This is a genomic window from Streptomyces sp. NPDC020747, from assembly GCF_044334695.1.
GTDB lineage: Bacteria > Actinomycetota > Actinomycetes > Streptomycetales > Streptomycetaceae > Streptomyces.
The window spans coordinates 64,055-82,027 of sequence record NZ_JBIRTJ010000015.1 but is presented as its reverse complement, the minus strand read 5'-3'; the positions used below and the strand labels follow the sequence as shown (position 1 = coordinate 82,027).

The 17,973-nt window shown below is 71.2% G+C and carries 18 protein-coding genes; 15 read left to right on the top strand and 3 right to left on the bottom strand.

Going from position 1 to position 17,973, the window contains the following annotated elements:
- Window positions 1–250: 250 nt before the first annotated feature.
- The 10 genes from ACH4YP_RS34165 to ACH4YP_RS34120 are packed head-to-tail and all read left to right on the top strand — an operon-like array spanning window position 251 to window position 11,573.
- Window positions 251–1,507, top strand: coding sequence for an ATP-grasp domain-containing protein (locus ACH4YP_RS34165; RefSeq protein ID WP_361065462.1), 1,257 nt, complete (start codon window positions 251–253; stop codon window positions 1,505–1,507).
- Window positions 1,504–2,421: a Rossmann-like domain-containing protein gene (locus ACH4YP_RS34160; protein ID WP_398494706.1), complete on the top strand. Its 918-nt coding sequence runs from the start codon at window positions 1,504–1,506 to the stop codon at window positions 2,419–2,421. Before ACH4YP_RS34165 ends, ACH4YP_RS34160 begins: the two co-directional genes overlap by 4 nt.
- Window positions 2,418–3,515: a PLP-dependent cysteine synthase family protein gene (locus ACH4YP_RS34155; RefSeq protein WP_398494704.1), complete on the top strand. Its 1,098-nt coding sequence runs from the start codon at window positions 2,418–2,420 to the stop codon at window positions 3,513–3,515. The genes ACH4YP_RS34160 and ACH4YP_RS34155 overlap by 4 nt, the downstream gene beginning before the upstream one ends.
- Window positions 3,512–4,585, top strand: coding sequence for a mandelate racemase/muconate lactonizing enzyme family protein (locus tag ACH4YP_RS34150; protein ID WP_398494703.1), 1,074 nt, complete (start codon window positions 3,512–3,514; stop codon window positions 4,583–4,585). The genes ACH4YP_RS34155 and ACH4YP_RS34150 overlap by 4 nt, the downstream gene beginning before the upstream one ends.
- Window positions 4,569–5,801: an MFS transporter gene (locus ACH4YP_RS34145; RefSeq protein WP_398494701.1), complete on the top strand. Its 1,233-nt coding sequence runs from the start codon at window positions 4,569–4,571 to the stop codon at window positions 5,799–5,801. Before ACH4YP_RS34150 ends, ACH4YP_RS34145 begins: the two co-directional genes overlap by 17 nt.
- Window positions 5,798–6,577 (top strand): class I SAM-dependent DNA methyltransferase, encoded by a 780-nt coding sequence (locus tag ACH4YP_RS34140; protein ID WP_398494699.1) that lies wholly within the window; start codon window positions 5,798–5,800, stop codon window positions 6,575–6,577. The genes ACH4YP_RS34145 and ACH4YP_RS34140 overlap by 4 nt, the downstream gene beginning before the upstream one ends.
- 49 nt (window positions 6,578–6,626) lie before the next feature.
- Entirely contained in the window at window positions 6,627–8,204 is a 1,578-nt protein-coding gene (locus ACH4YP_RS34135; RefSeq protein ID WP_398494698.1) for an ABC transporter substrate-binding protein, read from the top strand.
- On the top strand, window positions 8,201–9,154 hold the full coding sequence (locus ACH4YP_RS34130; protein WP_398494697.1) for an ABC transporter permease: 954 nt from the start codon (window positions 8,201–8,203) through the stop codon (window positions 9,152–9,154). Before ACH4YP_RS34135 ends, ACH4YP_RS34130 begins: the two co-directional genes overlap by 4 nt.
- The gene (locus tag ACH4YP_RS34125) at window positions 9,151–10,026 is read left to right on the top strand and encodes an ABC transporter permease (protein ID WP_398494695.1); all 876 of its coding nucleotides are present in this window, start codon (window positions 9,151–9,153) and stop codon (window positions 10,024–10,026) included. Before ACH4YP_RS34130 ends, ACH4YP_RS34125 begins: the two co-directional genes overlap by 4 nt.
- Window positions 10,023–11,573 (top strand): ABC transporter ATP-binding protein, encoded by a 1,551-nt coding sequence (locus tag ACH4YP_RS34120; RefSeq protein ID WP_398494694.1) that lies wholly within the window; start codon window positions 10,023–10,025, stop codon window positions 11,571–11,573. Before ACH4YP_RS34125 ends, ACH4YP_RS34120 begins: the two co-directional genes overlap by 4 nt.
- Before the next feature lie 40 nt (window positions 11,574–11,613).
- Here the strand turns inward: ACH4YP_RS34120 and ACH4YP_RS34115 are convergent, their stop codons facing one another.
- Both ACH4YP_RS34115 and ACH4YP_RS34110 read right to left on the bottom strand, forming a co-directional pair.
- Complete coding sequence (locus tag ACH4YP_RS34115) at window positions 11,614–12,216, bottom strand: DNA-binding response regulator (protein ID WP_398494692.1); 603 nt, start codon at window positions 12,214–12,216, stop codon at window positions 11,614–11,616.
- Window positions 12,213–13,448, bottom strand: coding sequence for a histidine kinase (locus ACH4YP_RS34110; RefSeq protein ID WP_361065494.1), 1,236 nt, complete (start codon window positions 13,446–13,448; stop codon window positions 12,213–12,215). The genes ACH4YP_RS34115 and ACH4YP_RS34110 overlap by 4 nt, the downstream gene beginning before the upstream one ends.
- A 216-nt stretch (window positions 13,449–13,664) precedes the next feature.
- On the opposite strand from ACH4YP_RS34110, the gene ACH4YP_RS34105 reads away from it, so the two are divergent.
- The 5 genes from ACH4YP_RS34105 to ACH4YP_RS34085 all read left to right on the top strand — a co-directional run bounded on the left by ACH4YP_RS34105 (window position 13,665) and on the right by ACH4YP_RS34085 (window position 17,298).
- Entirely contained in the window at window positions 13,665–14,150 is a 486-nt protein-coding gene (locus ACH4YP_RS34105; protein ID WP_361065496.1) for a hypothetical protein, read from the top strand.
- Window positions 14,151–14,209: 59 nt separating this feature from the next.
- Window positions 14,210–14,860, top strand: coding sequence for a hypothetical protein (locus tag ACH4YP_RS34100; RefSeq protein WP_398494690.1), 651 nt, complete (start codon window positions 14,210–14,212; stop codon window positions 14,858–14,860).
- 83 nt (window positions 14,861–14,943) lie between these two features.
- Window positions 14,944–15,297 carry a hypothetical protein gene (locus tag ACH4YP_RS34095; protein ID WP_361065502.1) on the top strand — a complete coding sequence of 118 codons (354 nt, stop codon included), beginning with the start codon at window positions 14,944–14,946 and terminating at the stop codon, window positions 15,295–15,297.
- Between the two features lie 235 nt (window positions 15,298–15,532).
- A complete protein-coding gene (locus ACH4YP_RS34090) occupies window positions 15,533–16,345 on the top strand; it encodes an SAM-dependent methyltransferase (RefSeq protein WP_361065505.1) in 813 nt (270 codons plus the stop codon).
- A 227-nt stretch (window positions 16,346–16,572) separates the two neighbouring features.
- On the top strand, window positions 16,573–17,298 hold the full coding sequence (locus tag ACH4YP_RS34085; RefSeq protein WP_361065508.1) for a DUF4142 domain-containing protein: 726 nt from the start codon (window positions 16,573–16,575) through the stop codon (window positions 17,296–17,298).
- Between the two features lie 96 nt (window positions 17,299–17,394).
- Here ACH4YP_RS34085 and ACH4YP_RS34080 read toward each other — a convergent pair whose 3' ends face one another.
- The gene (locus tag ACH4YP_RS34080; RefSeq protein ID WP_361065511.1) at window positions 17,395–17,901 is read right to left on the bottom strand and encodes a VOC family protein; all 507 of its coding nucleotides are present in this window, start codon (window positions 17,899–17,901) and stop codon (window positions 17,395–17,397) included.
- Window positions 17,902–17,973 lie beyond the last annotated feature (72 nt).

The window sequence follows — 17,973 nt, the reverse complement described above, 5'->3', positions numbered from 1 at the left end:
ATTCGGTAGGAACACCATGCCGTAGGCACGCCGTTCGGTAGGCACGCCATCACTCGGACCGGGCGAGGCTAGATCCGCCCGTCCAGCCCTGTCCAACGGTTTTTTGCCGCGTCGGCAACAAAGGGCGAGCCATCGGATGACAATGAAAATGATTGTCGATAACGTGTGCGTCGGCCACGTCGTCCGCGCCCCGCCATGGGGTGCCCCCGGCGTGCCCGGAACCTCAACCGGAGTGCACGAAAGGGGAGTTGTGGCTCATCTGTTGGTGGTCGAGAGCTGGGTCGGGTCGATGAGCAGACTGCTGCCACGGGCGATCCGGGAGGGCGGGCACGAGTTCACGTTCCTCACCCGCGATCTGCACCACTACCTGCGCTCCGCCCCTGAAGGCACGGCCCACCCCTTGCTCGCGGCCCGCAACGTACTGACCGCCGACACGAACGATGTCGACGCCCTGCTGCCGGAGATCGAGCGGCTGCACGGGGCCCTCGGCTTCGACGGGGTGGTCACGTCCTGCGACTACTACCTGCCGACCGTGGCACGCGTCGCCGCCCGGCTGGGGCTCCCCGGCCCCACGCCGGAGTCGGTGGAGAACGCCTGCCGCAAGGACACGACCCGCCGCGTCCTCGGCGAGGCCGGCGTCCCCGGCCCGCGCTTCGCCGTCTGCGCCGACCGGGCCGAGGCGGAGGAGGCCGCGCGCCGGCTCGGCTTCCCGCTGGTGGTCAAGCCGGTCGACCTGTGCGCGGGCATGTATGTGCGGCGCGTGGACGATGAGCGCGAGCTGGCGGACGCCTGTCGGGCGATCGCGGACTTCCCGGTGAACGCCCGCGGCCAGGTCCGGGCGCCCGTCCTCCTGCTCGAAGAACTTCTCGACGGGCCCGAAGTCAGCGTGGAGACCGTGTCGTTCGGCGGTACGACCCATGTGGTGGGCGTGACCGACAAGAGCGTCGGCGGAGCTCCCGCGTTCATCGAGACGGGCCACATGTTCCCGGCCGCGCTGGCCCCGCGCGACGCGGAGGCGGCCCAGGACACCGCTGCGCAGGCGATCAAGGCGCTCGGTCTCGACTCCGTGGTCGCCCACACCGAGATCAAGCTGACCGCCGCCGGTCCGCGCCTCGTCGAGGTCAACCCCCGCCCGGCCGGAAACCGCATCACCGAGCTCATCCGGCACGTCACCGGACTCGACCTGGCCGCGGCCTGCGTCGACGTTGCCCTCGGCCACGCCCCCGACCTGCGCCGGAGCGACACCGGGCTGCGCAGCGCCGCCGTCGGCTTCCTGGTCCCGGACACCACGGGGACACTGGTGTCGATCGACGGCCGCGATCAAGTGCGGGACGCCCAGGGCGTGTTGGAGGTCCAGCTCGCCGATCCGGGGCGGGCGGTCAAGGCCGCGGGCAGCAACAACGAGTACCTCGGTCATGTGATGGCGGGCGACTCGGAGGGGCTCTGCGCACGGGCCCGTGTCGAGTCGCTGCTGTCCGGGCTGCGTCCACGGGTGACCGCCCGATGAGCGGGGCGATCGGCGGGGGGTCCGTGGTTCCCTCCCTCCAGGACAAGGCCGCCCCGGCCTCGTACGACGACCTGGTGAGCCATGTCATCGCCGGCCGACTCGGCCCGGACCCCCGCACCCTGCGCATCGCCGTGGCGTTCACCACCAGCCAGGTCGTACGTCATGACGGGCGCCGCGGCGGATACCGCAACGAGGTGCTCAGCCTGCGCCTCGACCGGGCCGTCGGTTCGTGTGCGGTGGAACCGGGGGCGCTGTCCGAGGACGCGGTGCACGACTGTGTCGGCGCGGACGTGGCGCGGCTGCTGGAGCATCCGCTGACGCCGGTCAGGGTGGCGGCGCTCGACGCGTATCTGATGCATGTCACCCCGCACACGCCGGAGAACGGGGCACTCCCCCGGCCGCTGCCCGCCGGGAGCTCCCTGGAGAAGTCCCGCGCACGGGCGAAGGCCGTCGTCGAGCTGCTGGACATCCGGCCGGGACGGACCGTACTCGTCGTCGGTGTCGTCAACTCCCTTCTGGAGGCGCTTCGTTCACGTGATGTCCCGTACATACCGTGCGACCTCAAGGGCGGCCGGACGGAGTGGGGCGAGCCGATCGAGACGGATGCCCTCGCCGAACTCGACCGCTGTGATGCCGTGTTGGCGTCCGGTATGACGCTCGGCAACGGGTCCTTCGAGCCGTTGCGCGAGCATGCCCTGCGCACCGACAAGCAGTTGGTGATGTTCGCGCAGACGGGGAGTGCCGTCCTGCCGCGTTTCCTCGGCGCCGGGGTGAGCGCGGTATGCGCGGAGCCGTACCCCTTCTTCTGGCTGGACGGCGGTCCCGGCGTCATCCACCACTACGGACACGGACACCGGTCCCGCCGGCCATCCGGCTCCGGACATCGCGACGGCTGTACGGAGGCCTCGCTGTGACGACGGCCGCGCTGCGCCCCCTCACCGCCAACCCCGATCTCCTCGCGCTCCTCGGCCGCACCCCGCTGGCCCGGGTGACCACCGATCTGCCGTGCCCCCAGCCGGGTTTCTGGGCCAAGCTCGAAGGGCTCGGCGCCGGTGGCATGAAGGCGCGGGCCGCCGTGTCCATGCTGCTCGGCGCCCAGGAACGGGGTGAACTGCGGCCCGGCGCACCGGTGGTGGAGTCCACCTCGGGGACGCTCGGGATCGGTCTCGCCTTCGCCGGGCAGGCACTCGGGCATCCCGTCGTGCTGGTCGGCGACAGCGAACTTGAGCCGTCCATGCGGCAGTTGCTGCGCACGTACGGGGTCCGTCTGGAACTCGTCGACCGTCCGGCGCCCGTGGGCGGCTGGCAGGCGGCGCGGCTGGCCCGGCTGCGGGAGCTGCTCGCGGTGCTGCCGGACGCGTACTGGCCCGACCAGTACAACAACCCCGACAACATCGCCGGGTACGCGTCGCTGGCCGCCGAACTCGCCACCCAGCTCGACCACTTGGACGTACTGGTGTGCAGTGTCGGCACCGGCGGCCACAGTGCCGGGGTGGTGGGGCCGTTGCGCAGGCACTGGCCGGGGCTGCGGCTGATCGGTGTGGACGCCACCGGCTCCACCATCTTCGGCCAGCCCGCCCGGCCCCGTCTGATGCGCGGCCTCGGCAGCAGCATCCATCCGCGCAATGTGGCGTACGAGGCGTTCGACGAGGTGCACTGGGTCGGCCCGGCCGAGTCCGCGGACGCCTGTCGACGCCTCGCGCGCGGGAGTTTCGTCAGCGGCGGCTGGAGTACCGGGGCGGTCGCACTCGTCTCGGCGTGGGCCGCCCGCGTCCATCCCGGGGCCGTGGTCGCCACCGTCTTCCCCGACGGGCCGCACCGCTATCTCGGCACGGTCTACGACGACGACTTCACGGCCGCCCACGGCCTCGACCCGGCCGGCGCCGCCACCCAGCCTGTCGAGATCCCGCATCCGCGTGCCGTCGAGGCCACCGGCTGGGTCCGCTGCACCACGGTCACCGACCCCCTGCACACCCCTGCGCACACCCCCTTGGAAGGGAGCCCGTGAAGGCCACCCTGCGCACCGTGCGGCTCGCGCTCGCCGAGCCGCTGCGCATCTCCCGTTCGACGATGTCCGCCCGTGACGCCGTCTGGCTGACGGTCGAGCACGACGGCCTGACCGGCCACGGCGAGGCCGTCAGCAGCGTCTACTACGGTCTCAACACGCCTGTACTGGAACGGCGGTTGCACGAGGCCGGTCTGGAACTGAGCCGTTTCGGCGACCCCGAGAACGCGCTGCGGGAGTGGCCCGCCGGCGACCGGCCACCGGCGGTGAACGCGGCCGTCGAGGCGGCGCTGCTCGACCTGTGCGGCAAGCGGTCCGGCGTCCCCGTGCACCGGCTACTCGGCGCGCGGAGTGCTCGCACCGCCCGGACGCCTCCGAGCGCTCCGAGCGCCCGGACCGCCCGCACCATCGGGATCGTCCCCGCCGAGCGCGCCGCCGCGCAGGCCCGCTCACTCGCGGACAGCGGCTTCACCGTCATCAAGGTCAAGGCGGGTGCCCCGGACCCCGAGGACGACCTCGCCCGCATACGAGCCATAGCCTCCGCCGCGCCCCGGGCCCGACTGCTCCTCGACCCCAACGGGGCCTGGACGTCCGCCCAGGCACTCCAACTGCTGCCCCGTTACGCCGAGTTGGGTGTCGAGGCCGTCGAACAGCCCCTAGCCCCCGGTGATCCAGAGGCCTTGGCGCGGCTCGCCGAGCGTTCGCCACTCCCCCTGATCGCCGACGAGGACGCCGTCACGTACGAGGACGTACGCCGTCTCGCGGGCCGGGTGCACGGCGTGAACGTCAAGCTCGCCAAGTGCGGCGGTCCCCACGCGGCGCTGCGGATCGCCGAGTTGATCGAGGGCAGCGGCACCGAGTTGATGCTCGGCTGCCTCACCGCCAGCACCCTCGGCCTGGCGCCCGCCGTGCATCTCGCCGACCGCGCCCGCTGGGCCGACCTCGACGGGCATCTGCTGCTCGCCGACGACCCGTGGTCCGGGATCGGGGGCGCCGACGGTGTCGTACGGGCGAGTGACCGGCCCGGGCTCGGCGTGCGGGAGAGGCAGGTGGGCCGTGAAGACGCTGCATGAGATACGTGGCTTCTCGCCCGCGATCCGGCTGCTCCTGGTCAATCAACTCGGCGTCAACACCGGCTTCTATCTGCTCATCCCCTATCTGGCCACGCACTTGGACGAGGACCTGGGGATGTCGGCGGCCGTGGTCGGGATCGTGCTCGGGGTGCGCAACCTCAGTCAGCAGGGGCTGTTCCTCATCGGCGGATCGGCCGCGGACCGGCTCGGGGCACGCGGCGTGATCATCGCCGGGTGTGCGGTGCGCACGGTCGGCTTCGCCCTGTTCGCGCTCGGGGACGGGCTCGCCGTGCTGCTGGCCGCGTCCGTGCTGAGCGGGCTCGCGGGGGCGTTGTTCAACCCGGCCGTACGCGCCTACCTCGCGCAGGAGGCCGGTGAGCGCAAGGCCGAGGCGTTCGCGCTGTTCAACGTGTTCGCGACCACCGGTGCACTGATCGGGCCGTTGCTCGGCAGTGTCCTGCTGCTGTTCGACTTCCGGGCCTCCGCACTCACGGCCGCCGGGATCTTCGCGGTGCTGACCGTGGCGCAGGCGCTGGTACTGCCCGCGCGGGCGGTACCACAGAGCACGGGCGGTGTGCTCGCGGACTGGCGTGAGGTGGTGGGCAACCGCGCGTTCCTGGCCTTCTCGCTGGCCTTGGTCGGCATGTTCACCCTGGAGAACCAGCTGTATCTGCTGCTGCCCGACGGCGCCCGCCGGGCGACGGGCTGGGACGGCGCGGCCGGCCTCGTCTTCCTGGTGGGCACGCTCGTCAATCTCGCTCTCCAGCTGCGTCTGACCCGGGCTCTCAAGAGCCGCGGCAATCAGGCGATCGGTGTCGGGCTCGCCCTCATGGGCCTGGCCTTCCTGCCGCCGATGCTGGTGTCGGGGGCCTCACCGGAGCTGTGGCACGCCGTGCCCGTCCTCGTCGGCGTCCTGTTCCTCTACGTCGGAGTCATGGTCGCCCAGCCCTTCGTGATGGAGCTGATCCCCGGTTTCGGGCGGCCGGAGCTGACCGGCACGTACTTCGGGATCTTCTACATGGTGTCCGGGATCGCGGCGGCCGTGGGCAACACGGTCGTCGGCTGGGCCATGGACACCGGTGACCAGCGGGGAGCTTCCTGGCTGCCGTGGGCCTGCTGTCTGGTCTTCGGGCTGATGTCGGCGGCCGGCATCACCTGGCTGCGTCGCCTCAAGGCGCTGCCCGAGCGTCCCGTGCCCGTGGGGGCGACGGTATGACGAGCGGGAACCTGCTGACCGACAACCCGGAACTGTACGAGGCCCGGTTCCCCGATCCCGAGCGGCTGGCCGGGCGGTGGGCCGAGGACTGCCTGCGGCGGTACGCGGCCGGTCCGAGGGTCCTCGACCTGGGCTGCGGCACCGGCCGGGACGCGGCCCAACTGCACGCGTCCGGGCGGACGGTCGTCGGGGCCGACCTCTCCGAGGCGATGCTGGCGTACGCCCGCGACCGGCACCCCGGCCCGCAGTATGTGCGCGCCGATCTGCGGGACTTCTCTCTCGGGGTCTTCGACGCCGTGGTGTGTCTGGACAGTTCGCTGCTGTACTGCCACAGCAACGACGACCTCGACGGCTTCCTCGCCTCCTGTCGCCGGAGCCTGGCACCCGGCGGGCTGCTCGTCGCCGAGATGCGCAACGGGGCCTACTTCCTGGGCCGCGACGGCCTGTTGAACACGCCGAAGGTCAACGCCTTTGCCTGGCTGGGGACTTCGTACCGGTCGACGACCACGCTGTACGTCGACCGCACCGCGCAACTCCTGCGGCGTACCCGCGTATGGACCGCCGACGACGACTCGGCCCCCGTCGAACAGCGGTCCGCCTGGCGGCTGTTGCTCCCGCAGGAACTGCGTCACCTTCTGACCTCCCACGGCTTCACCGTGCTCGCGCTGCACGACGGTCCGGGGCCACGCACGGAACCGCCGTGGGAGGAGGGCGACCTGCCCGGGACGGCGGCCGAGGCCGACCGGCTGCACGTGGTGGCCCGGCTCGACGCCTGACTCCACGGCACACCGCTGCTCATCCACCTCACACAGCAAGGACATCGTCATGCGGGAATACCCCGGCCTCCGTCGTAGAGGCTTCCTCGCCGCCGCCTCGGGGGTGGGCGCCCTCGCCCTCGTCGGCTGCGGTAGTTCGGACAACGGCTCGGGTGCGGGCGCGGGAGGCGGGAACGACGGCAAGCCCCGGCGCGGTGGGCGGCTGCGGGCCGCCTTCGCGGGCGGCAGCGCGAGCGAGACGCTCGATCCGCATCTGGCCAATCTGTTCGCCGACGTGGCCCGCGCGAAGGCGCTCTTCGACAAGCTCGCCGACTACGGCGACGACCTTTCCGCCCGGCCGCGCCTGGCCTCCGGCTGGGAGCCGAACGCGGGCCTGGACCGCTGGAAGGTCACCCTGCGCAAAGCGGACTTCCACGACGGGAAGCCCGTCACCGCCGACGACGTCCTGTTCAGCTTCCGCCGTATCGCCGATCCCGCGAAGGCGTTCCGCGCAAAGGCCTCCCTCGAACCGATCGACCTCAAGGCGAGCCGGGCCGTCGGCGAGCGGACCGTGGAGTTCGTCCTCAAGCGGCCGACCGCCGAATTCCCCAATGTGCTGGCCGCGTTCGGCGCGTACATCGTGCCCGACGGGACGTCGGACGCCGACTTCGACAAGAAGCCGGTCGGCTCCGGGCCGTTCCGCTTCGTGTCGTTCGCGCCGGGCCGCTCGGCGGTCTTCCGGCGCAACGAGGCCCACTGGGACGGCGCCCCGTACCTCGACGAGCTGGAGTTCGTGGTCGCCAACGAGGAGTCCGCACGGGTCAACGCGTTGCTGGGCGGGCAGGTCGAGTACGCCCATGAGCTCAACCCGACGACCGCGCGCGCCCATGAGGGCAAGGGCCAGATCGAGATCATACGGCTGCGGAACAGCGCCATGCAGGCCTTCGCGATGAAGACGGACCGGCCGCCCTTCGACGACAAGCGGGTCCGGGAGGCGTTCTTCCTGATCGCCGACCGCCAGGAGCTGATCGACGGAGCGCTGTCCGGGGCGGGGGTGGTCGGCAACGACCTGTTCGGGAAGGGGTACGAGTACTACGCGGACGGTCTGCCGCAGCGCGAGCAGGATCTCGACCGGGCCCGTTCCCTCCTGAAGAAGGCGGGCGCGGAGAAGCTGAAGGTCACGCTGGACACGTCAGCGGTCGCGGCCGGGTTCACCGAGGCGGCCGGCATCTTCCGCGACCAGGCCGCAAAAGCCGGTGTCACCGTCGAGGTGAAGATGGGCAGCAAGGACTCGTACTGGGCGGACATCCTCGACTCCGGAACCATGTGCTGCTACCGGTCGGGCGCGATGCCCATCGAGTCGCACATCTCGCAGCGGCTGCTCACCGACTCCACCACCAACGCCACCAAGTGGCACCACAAGGACTTCGACGCGCTCTACCACCAGGCGCAGTCCACGAAGGACGAGACCGAACGCGCCGCCGTGTTCGGCCGGATGCAGCGCAAGCTGTACGCCGAGGGCGGCTTCCTGGTGTGGGGGTTCGCCGACTGGATCATCGGAACGGCCCGTGGGGTCAAGGGAGTTGAGCGGAAGGCTCCTGCGAACACGCTCGACTGGGCGCGGTTCGACAAGGTCTGGCTGGCGTGAGCGGACTGGGCTCGTGGGCCGCCCGTCGGCTGCTGCTCGGTGGCGCGCAGACCGTGGCCGTGGTGGTGCTGGTCTTCGCACTCACCGAGGCGCTGCCGGGAGACGCGGCGGTGGCCCTCGCCGGGGACCAGCCGGATCCTGCGCGGATCGCCGCCATCCGCGAGGCGCTGGACCTGGACCGGCCCGCGTACGAGCGGCTCGCCGACTGGGCGACGGGCCTGCTGCACGCGGACTTCGGGAACTCTCTGACGTCCGGGCGGCCCGTCTCCTCGTACATCTCCGGCGCCTTCGGTCCCACCCTGCTCCTCGCCGGCCTCACGGTCGCGTTGCTGGTGCCGGTCGGGGTCGGGCTGGGGGTGCTGGCCGCTCGGTACGAGGGGCGGTTCGTGGACCGGCTGGTGAGTTCGGTGACGCTCGGGGTGTACGCGGTACCGGAGTTCGCGCTCGGGGTGCTGCTGGTGACGGTCTTCGCACTGCGCCTCGACTGGCTGCCGCCGACGGCGGTCGGCTACGGCACGGATCTGCTCGGGCATCCGGCCGCGCTCGTACTGCCGGTGCTCGTCCTGCTGTCCCGGCCGGTCTGCTCGCTCTCCCGGCTGGTGCGCGCCGGCATGATCGACGCGCTCGCCTCGCCATACGTCGCGCAGGCCCGGCGATACGGGATCCCGGGTGCCCGGGTCCGATACGCGCACGCGCTGCCGAACGCGGTGGCGCCCGCCGCACAGCAACTTGCCCGCACCGTCGACTGGTTGTTGTGCGGGGTGATCGTCGTGGAGGCGTTGTTCGTGATTCCCGGGCTGGGGACCGTACTGATGAACGCCGTCGCCGAACGGGATGTGCCGGTGGTGCAGGGGCTCGCGGTGGTCTTCGGGGTGATCACCGTGGTGCTGAACCTGGGAGCCGATCTCGTCGCCCACCGGTTCGCGCCGCGAGCGGAGGTGGCCGCGTGAGCAGACGGACGAAATGGCTGCCGTCGGGGCGCTTCGCGCTCGGGGCCGCGCTCGTGTGCGTACCCCTGGTCCTCGCCCTGTTCGGGCCGCTGTTCGCGAGTGAACCCGGGCCGCGGGCCGTCTCGTTCACGCTCGGCGACGGGCACTGGCTCGGCACGGACTTCGTGGGGCGTGACGTGTGGCGGCAGGTGCTGTTCGGCGGCCGGCCCGTGGTGGTGGTCGCGTTCGCGGCGACGGCGCTGGCCTATCTGGTAGCGGTCCCGGTCGGGCTGATCAGCGCGCTCACCCACCGGACCTGGTTGGAGGAGGTGCTGATGCGACCGCTGGACGTGCTCCTCGCCGTGCCGTCGCTGCTGATGATCCTGCTGGTCGCGTCCGTGTTCTCACCCGGCGCGGCGGGTCTCGCCCTGCTGGTGGCACTCGTCAACATCCCGGACGCTGCCCGCATCGTGCGCGCCGCCGCGGCGGATGTGGCCTCGCGTCCGGCGGTGGAGGCGCTGCGGATGCAGGGCGAGTCGTGGTGGCACATCGCCGTCGGGCATGTCGGCCGGTCGATCCTGCGGACGCTCACCGCCGACGCGGGCGTGCGGCTGACGGGGGTCCTCTATCTGGTGGCCACGGCCGCCTTCCTGGGCATCGGGGTGGCCCCGGACGTGGCCGACTGGGCGGTGATGGTGGACCGCAACCGTACGGGGCTGTTCGTGCAGCGGTGGGCCGTGGTGGTCCCGGCACTGCTCATCGTGACGCTGACGATGGGATGCAATCTGCTGTTCGACGCACTGCTGAGGACTGAACGGGACGTCGTTGCTGAACGCGATGTCGTTCGCCGTGGGGTCGGTGTACGTGATCGGGTGAAGGAGTCGCGTCTGTGAGCGAGTCGACCGTGGTCGCGGAGATCGAGGAGCTGACTGTCGAGGTCGGCGGGCGGCGCATTGTCGACGGGGTGAGCCTGCGGGTTCTGCCCGGGAGAGTGACCGCGCTGGTGGGTGCCTCCGGCAGCGGGAAGACGACGACAGGGCGTGCGCTCCTTGGCGAGTTCCCGTCGGGCGCGCGGGTGACCGGCTCCGTACGGGTCGACGAGGCCCTGGTCGGTTATGTCCCGCAGCATCCGGCGGCGGTGCTCAACCCCGCGCGGCGGGTGGGTGCGCTGCTGTACGACATCGCGCGCGGCCAGGTGCGCGAGTTGCCTCGCCGTGCCCGCCGGGCCGCGGCGAGAGAGCGGGTACTCGACGCCTTGGAGACGGCACAACTCCCTGATGGTGCACAGCTGTTGCGGCGCTTCCCGCATCAGCTCTCGGGCGGTCAGCAGCAGCGCGTCGTCATCGCGCAGGCCCTGCTCCTCGGCGCGCGGGTCGTCGTCGCGGACGAGCCCACCACCGGGCAGGACGCGCTGACGAAGCGACGGGTGGTCGACGAGCTGGCGGCGGTCGCCGCGCGGGGCATCGGCGTCGTCCTGCTCAGCCACGACCTGGAGACCGTACGCGCGCTCGCCGACGAGGTACTCGTCATGCGGGACGGCCGGGTCGTGGAGTCCGGGCCGACCGAGCGGGTGTGGCTCGCTCCCTCGCAGCCGTGGACTCGTGAACTCCTCTCGGAGCAGCCGCCGTTGGGGGGCGACACACCGGCAGCCTCGGACTCGTGCACCGTGCTGCGGGTCCGCGATCTCCGCGCCCGGTACCGCGGCGTCGAGGTGCTGCACACGCCGGAGCTCGCCCTGCGCTCCGGCGAGTGTCTAGCCGTCCTCGGCCGCTCGGGCAGTGGAAAGACGACGCTCGCCCGTTGCATGGCCGGACTCCATCGCACGTACGAGGGAGCGGTGCTGCTCGACGGGGTCGCGCTGCCGCGGAGTCTGCGAGACCGTGCGCGGCATCAACTGGCCGCCGTGCAGTACGTGTTCCAGGACGCGCGGGCCTCCTTCGACGAGCGTCGGCCGGTGCTCGACCAGGTGGCCCGTACGGCGATTCGGCTGCGTGGGGTGTCTCCTCGGGAGGCGCTGGCCGAGGCGTCGAAGGTGCTCAACAGCCTTGGTCTCGCGGACGAGTTGGCGGACCGCTCCCCTGCGCGGCTCTCCGGTGGTGAACTCCAACGGGCGGCACTGGCCCGGGCCCTGCTCGCCCGGCCGCGGGTCCTGGTGTGCGACGAGATCACCTCCGGGCTCGACACGGTCACCCGCCGGGGCATCCTCGACCTGCTCGTCGGGGTGCTGCGGGACCGCGACGACCTGTCGCTCGTACTGATCACACACGATCTGGACACCGCCCGACTCGCTTCCAGGATCGCGGTGTTGGATGCCGGGGAGGTGGTCGAGCAGGGGGCGGCCGAGGACATCCTGACGGCGCCCGTGCATCCGTTCACCGTGTCATTGACGGAGAGACAGGCGATGCGGAAGCGATCGGCGGGGAAGCGGTTGGTGGAGTAGCCATTGGTGGAGAAGCGGCGGGGTCAGCTCGTACCAGGGATCAGATCCAGCCTTGTTCCCATGCGTGATGCGCGGCGGCGTGGCGTGTGGACGCTCCCAGTTTGGACATGGCGGCGGAGAGGTAGTTGCGGACCGTACCCGGGGCCAGATGGACAGCCGCGGCGATCTCGACGACCGACGCTCCGGTGCGGGCGGCGCGCAGGACCTCCAGTTCGCGGTCGGTCAGGGGGCAGTCGTCCTCGGTCAGCGCGGAGGCGGCGATGTCGGGGTCGACGTACCGGCGTCCGGCGGCGACGTCGCGGATGATCTCCGCAAGTCTGGCCGCGGCGGTGGTCTTGGGCACGAAGCCGCGGATGCCGGCTGCGAGCGCGCGGCGCAGCACGGCGGGGCGGGCGTGCCGGGTGACCAGGACGATCTGGGTGGGGAGTTCGGCGCGGATCTCCTCGGCGGCGCGCAGCCCGTCGGTGGGCGGCATCTCCAGATCGAGGACCGCGATGTCGGGGCGGTGCTCGCGCGCCAGCCGTACCGCGTCGGTGGACGTGGCCGCCTCGGCGACCACGACGAGGTCCTGCTCCAGTCCGAGCAGCGCGGCCAGCGCGCCTCTGAGGAGGTCCTCGTCGTCGGCGATCAGCAGTCGGATCAACGCGCCGCTCCGTTCCCGGTGTTCTCCGGTTTGGACGACTCCCCCGGCTTCACCGGCAGCGCGGCCTCGACCACGAAGCGCTCGCCGTCGCGGCTCCAGGTCAACTCGCCCCCGGCGGCCTGCAATCGTTCCCTGAGTGTGCCGAGTCCGGTGCCGTCGGTGCCGGGCGGGTGCTGGTCGGCGCCGTCGTTGCTCACCCGCAGTCGGGCGAGGGCGCCGGTGACGCGGCAGTCGACCTCGGCGTGCCGTGCGCTGCTGTGCCGGAGCACGTTGGTGGTGGTCTCCCGCATCACCAGGCCAAGGAGATGGCGGGTCGGCTCGGCGAGTTCGGTGACGGCCGTGGCGGGCTCGACGGTCATCCGGGCGTCGATGTCGGCCGCGGCCAGCACCCGGGTCGCGTTGGTGATCTCGTCGTCCAGGCTCGTGCGGCGGTAGCCCTGCACCACGGCCCGGGTGTCGCCGAGGGCGTCGGCGGCCAGCCGCCGCACCTCCTTCATCTCGGCGGCGGCGCGAGCGGGGTCCACCTCTACGAGCCGTGCCGCCAACTCGCTCTTCAACGCGATCACTTGCAGATGATGGCCCTGGATGTCGTGCAGGTCCGCGGCGAACCGCAGACGCTCGTCCTTCACCGCGATCTCGGCCTCCAGCCGCCGTGCCTCGTCCAGGCGGCACGCGGTGTCCCAGGCCCACAGAGGGCCGAGCATCACCCAGACGGTGAACGCGACCAGCCCGGGCGGGAACAGCGCGGCGTACAGCAGTTCCCCGTCCCCGGCGACCAGGCTGACGACACCGCCGGGCAGCGACGCGAGGACCACGGCGCCGGCGATGAGCGGCCGTCTGCTGCTCGGTGCGAGGTAGGTCGCGACGATCGCCACCACCATGGCGGGCGCGACCGCCCACAACCCGTAGTTCCGCACGGCCAGCGGGCACACCGCGAGCACGACACCGGCCGCGCACGCGGTGATCAGCCACCCCGCGGGCAGCCTGCCGGGGCGCGTCCCGGCCACCGGCAGCAGCGCGAGTCGCCGGCCGAGCAGCACCACGCTCGCCGCCACCGCGACCACCAGGGCGACGGCGGCCGGGCCCCGGGCCCACACCTCGACGTCCTCGTCGAGGATCCACTCCCCGACGAAGAGGAGCTGCACGCATGCGGCCGTACCGGGCACGGTCAGCCACGTATGGCGCCGGAAGCTCGTCAGCCCGGCACCACGGTCGTTCGCCCCGTCCCCCATCCGGCCATTGTCCCCGAAGAGGGCCGATCGGGCGCGGTTGCCGTGCGGCCGGTCCCGGCATGACAGATGCCATCCACGGACGTGACAACTCCACGCGCCCGCATGGGGGTTCGGCACTACGCGCGGCCTTCGCCCCGGCGCAGTCTGGATCCATCGCAGACACCCACCCCCGGTACGGGGAGAGCCCGTACGGCCCGTGCAGAAGGAGAGCCCGTCATGCAGACCCCGCCCAAGCGGCAGCGGACGCAGCGCACCCAGGGCGTCGTACCGGTCGGCTCCGGACGGACGCCGGCCGAGCGGCACGGCGCGGAACGGCACGGTGGCAAGCGGCGCTTCGCCCGCCACTACCTGGAGATGGTGGTCGCGATGGTCGTCGGGATGCTGGTCCTCGGCGCGGTGACTCGCGGTGTCCTGGCACTCGCCGGCACCGAGCTCTCCGCGAGTCGGCATCCCGAACTGGCCTCCCTGGAAATGGCGTTCGACATGTCGGTCGGCATGGCCGTCTGGATGCGCCTGCGCGGCCACGGCTGGGCGAGCACGCTGGAGATGTGCGGTGCGATGTTCGTGCCCGCGCTCGCGCTGTTCCCGTTGCTCTGGCTCGGCGTCATCGCCGGTGACTCGTTGATCGCCCTGGAACACCTCGTGATGCTCCCGCTGATGTTCCTCGTCATGCTCCGCCGCCGGAGCGAGTACGGCTGCTGACCGGATCCACGCTCGCACAACCACCCCTTCCAACTACCGTCTGATCTACAGGAGTTGCCATGCCCGCCATGCCCGCCACCACGGTTCGGCAAGGGACCACCGACGCCCCGACGTCCGGCACGGCATCCCGCACGACATCCGCTGCGGCATCGGACGGGCGACGCCCCGTCGAGATGCTCAAGCAACGCTGGCCGACAGCCCTGGCCGTCGCGCTCGTGATCCTGACGACGGCCGGCGGTTCGGGTGAACTCGCCGACATCGTCGGCGCGTTCGGGGACGCCCTGCCTCTGCTCCCGCTGCTGTACGTGGTCATCCATCAGATCGGCAGGCCGCACGTGACCTGGCCCGTGCTCGGCGCCGGCGTGGCCGCCATGGTCGCCCTCGGGGCGCAGGACGTGGTCTCGCAGCCCGTCGCGCTCGTCGCCATCGCGCTGGCGGTCCTGGTCTGGGGTGCCGTACGCGGAACCCCGCACGGACGGGCGGCCTTCGGCGTCCAGGCGGCGGGAGCGTTCGCCTTCGGTGCGCTCGCGCTGGTCGGACTCGCGGTCGATCCGGACCTGGGCCGCTACCTCGTAGCGGCCGGCTGGTTCTTCCACGGCGTCTGGGACTTCGTCCATCTCAGGCTCGACAAGGTCGTCGCCCGGTCGTTCGCCGAGTGGTGCGCAGTCGTGGACGTCCTGGTCGCCGTCCACCTGCTCCTCCTGCTGTGACCGCTCGCCGTGCCCCGTGCCGCTATCGTTCGATCTCCTGACCAGCCGATTCAGCGGACCTCCACGTTCGGAGAGCGACACTCATGACCAGCCGGCACGCGACGACGACCCTCTGGCGCCCGGTCGGACCCAAGGAACTGGACCTGGTCCGGGAACTGAACTGGCGTGCCTGGCCGCCCCGTCTCCCCGAGCAGCCGATCTTCTACCCGGTCCTCAACGAGGACTACGCGATCAGGATCGCGCGGGACTGGAACGTGAAGCACGACGGCGCCGGGTTCGTCACGCGATTCGAGGTCGAGTCGGGATTCCTGCGCCGGTATCCCGTCCAGCAGGCCGGCGGGCGAACCATCCTCGAACTGTGGGTCCCGGCCGAAGAGCTCGACGACTTCAACGCCCACATCGTGGGAGAGATTCAGCTCGTCCACGAGTTCCGCTGAGAGGCACGGGGGAAGGCTCAGGCGGTGGCGCGGAAAGAAGCACAGGAAGGGGCACGGTTGCTCAGGCCGGGCACGCAGCCCGATCCGCTGCCCTTTCCCTCGGCCTCGTCCTTGCTCCTGTCCTTGCTCCTGTCCTTTGCCACTGGCACTTGGCCGGAACCCGTCCGGCAGCCGGGGCCGCGGCTCTACGTTGTGTGGTGAGACTTGCGATGGCGCGTGTTGAGGAGGCTGTTCAGTGACTCATGATTCGTCCGCACCCGCGGGCCCGTGGTCGAAGATCGACACATCTGTGCCGCATTCGGCCCGGATCTGGAACTACTGGCTGGGCGGGAAGGACAACTACCCCGTCGACCAGCAGGTGGGCCAGGCGTTCCGTGAGTTCTTCCCCGGCATCGAGGAACTCGCCCGGGGTTCCCGGGCCTTCCTCGGCCGGGCCGTGCGCCATCTGGCGGGCGAGGCGGGCGTCCGCCAGTTCCTGGACGTCGGTACCGGACTGCCCACCGTGGACAACACACATCAGATAGCCCAGCGTGTGGCCCCCGAGGCACGCATCGTCTACGTCGACAACGACCCGCTGGTACTCGCGCACGCCCGGGCGCTGCTGACCAGCACCCCGCAGGGGGTGACGGACTACATCGACGCGGATCTGCACGATCCCGACGAGATCCTGCGGCAGGCGGCCACGACGCTGGATCTGACCCGGCCGGTGGCGCTCACCCTGATGCAGGTCAGCGGGCACATCGCCGACTACGACGAGGCGCGGTCCATCGTGACCCGGCTGCTGGAGGCCCTGCCGTCCGGCAGTTTCCTGGCGTTCAACGACAGCGTGGACACCCACAAGGCCAACGCCGAGGCCACCCGGCGCTACAACGAGAGCGGCGCCGTCCCGTACTTCCTCCGCGGCCCGGAGCAACTGGCCGGTTTCTTCGAGGGCCTGGAGCTGCTGGAGCCCGGCGTGGTCCCGCTCGCTCAGTGGCGGCCCGACCCTGGCGCCGCCGCGATCCCGTCCGAGGTGATCGCCATCGGCGGCGTCGGCCGCAAGCCGTAGGCCGCAAGGCCCGGCAGGTCCCCGTACCGGCGGCCCACCACCGGCATCGCGACCGTCGGCGGGTCCGGCCGGTCCGGGCCCTCCATGGCTCAGTCTTTGCCCGCACCAAAGGATCTCCTGAACCGGCGCCGCCGTATTCCCCGGCATCCGCACCGCTCACGCGGGGCGAAAGCAGCGCCTCTGGAGTACTCCACTCCGGGGGCGGATGTCCTGGGCCAGGAGGAGCCATGCGTATGTCCCGGAACGTGGCGGGAACCGTCTTCGTCGTCGGCAGCCTGACGTTGACCCTCGTCGCGCTCGCGTATCCAGCGATGCTCGGGGTGCAGAACGCGTCGAGTTCCCCGTCGCGCATCATCGCCCGCACCCCGACCGGCCCGCTCACGGAGGCGGACCGCGACTTCGTCGTGAAGGTGCGCGCCGCCGGGCTGTGGGAGTTCCCCTCCGGCGAGCTGGCTCTGACGAAGGGCACGACCCAGCCCGTCAGAACGGCGGGCGAGCACCTGATCTCGGGTCACGCCGCACTCGACGCCGAGTGCCGGCTGATCGCTCCCCGGCTGGGGATCACCCTGCCCAACCAGGCGTCACCGCAGCAGCAGGGTTTCGTGGCGACCCTGACCGCGGACCACGGCAAGCAGTTCGACACGGACCTCGCCAACATCCTGCGGGTGACCCACGGCCAGATCTTCCCGACCGTCGCGAAGATCCGTGCCACCACCGAGAACAGCCTGGTCCGTGAACTGGCCGACCAGGCCAACGACACCGTCCTGGACCACATCTCCGTCCTGGAGAAGACCGGGATGGTCGACTTCGACTCGGTCCTGTTCCAGGAGACGGCTCCCCCGAAGCTGCCCGCCGGCGATGTCACACCGCCCGCGCCCCAGCCAGGTGCGCCGGTCCTCGCTCTCACCCCGCAGGCGGGCGCCTCCCCGACACCGTCGGAGACGGTGCGGTAGGCCTCCGGCCGGGCGCAGGCCGTCCCGCGCGACTCACCGCACGCTCGTGCCGTATCACCGCACGCTCGTGCCGTATCACCGCACGCTCGTGCCGTATCACCGCACGCTGGTGCCGTACATCTCCCCGAGCGGATCCGCGATCAGTTCGACGCGGGTTCCGTCGGGGTCGCGGAAGTAGACCGAAGTGTCGCTCTCCTCCTGGTAGTCCACCCCGGCCGCGTCGAGCCGGTCGCGCAGCCGCCGCCAGGCAGCCGGTTCGACGGAGATGGCCAGGTGGTGGAGGCCGCCGAGGACTTCCGCGTAGGGGCCGAGGTCGAGGCCCGGGAAGTCGAAGAACGCGAGCAGGTTGCCGTGGCCGATGTCGAAGAAGAAGTGGGTCGAACCCTTGTAGTCGCGGTTCTCGAACATCTCCGTTAGCGGGAACTCAAGCAGTTCCTGGTAGAAGCGCACCGTCCTCTCGACGTCGCCGGAGAGCAGCGCGACATGGTGCACACCCCGGGCCGAGCTGGGCTGCCTGTCCGGGGCCAGATAGGTGTCCCGGATCCGTGCCCTCTCGGTCTCGATCGCCGTCAGGTCCAAGGGGTTCTCCTCCTGGCTCGACACGTGTGCGAACGCTCCTCGCACAATGGGATGGGACGCTTGCGGCGACGGCCGAGGCCGACGCGTCACCGGCAT

Excerpts from the sequence above, each read along its gene's own strand:
- ACH4YP_RS34135 (WP_398494698.1), top strand. The coding sequence starts at position 6,627 with ATGCGGGAATACCCCGGCCTCCGTCGTAGAGGCTTCCTCGCCGCCGCC.
- ACH4YP_RS34140 (WP_398494699.1), top strand. The coding sequence starts at position 5,798 with ATGACGAGCGGGAACCTGCTGACCGACAACCCGGAACTGTACGAGGCC.
- ACH4YP_RS34110 (WP_361065494.1), bottom strand. The coding sequence starts at position 13,448 with ATGGGGGACGGGGCGAACGACCGTGGTGCCGGGCTGACGAGCTTCCGG.
- ACH4YP_RS34095 (WP_361065502.1), top strand. The coding sequence starts at position 14,944 with ATGACCAGCCGGCACGCGACGACGACCCTCTGGCGCCCGGTCGGACCC.
- ACH4YP_RS34085 (WP_361065508.1), top strand. The coding sequence starts at position 16,573 with ATGCGTATGTCCCGGAACGTGGCGGGAACCGTCTTCGTCGTCGGCAGC.
- ACH4YP_RS34100 (WP_398494690.1), top strand. The coding sequence starts at position 14,210 with ATGCCCGCCATGCCCGCCACCACGGTTCGGCAAGGGACCACCGACGCC.
- ACH4YP_RS34105 (WP_361065496.1), top strand. The coding sequence starts at position 13,665 with ATGCAGACCCCGCCCAAGCGGCAGCGGACGCAGCGCACCCAGGGCGTC.
- ACH4YP_RS34160 (WP_398494706.1), top strand. The coding sequence starts at position 1,504 with ATGAGCGGGGCGATCGGCGGGGGGTCCGTGGTTCCCTCCCTCCAGGAC.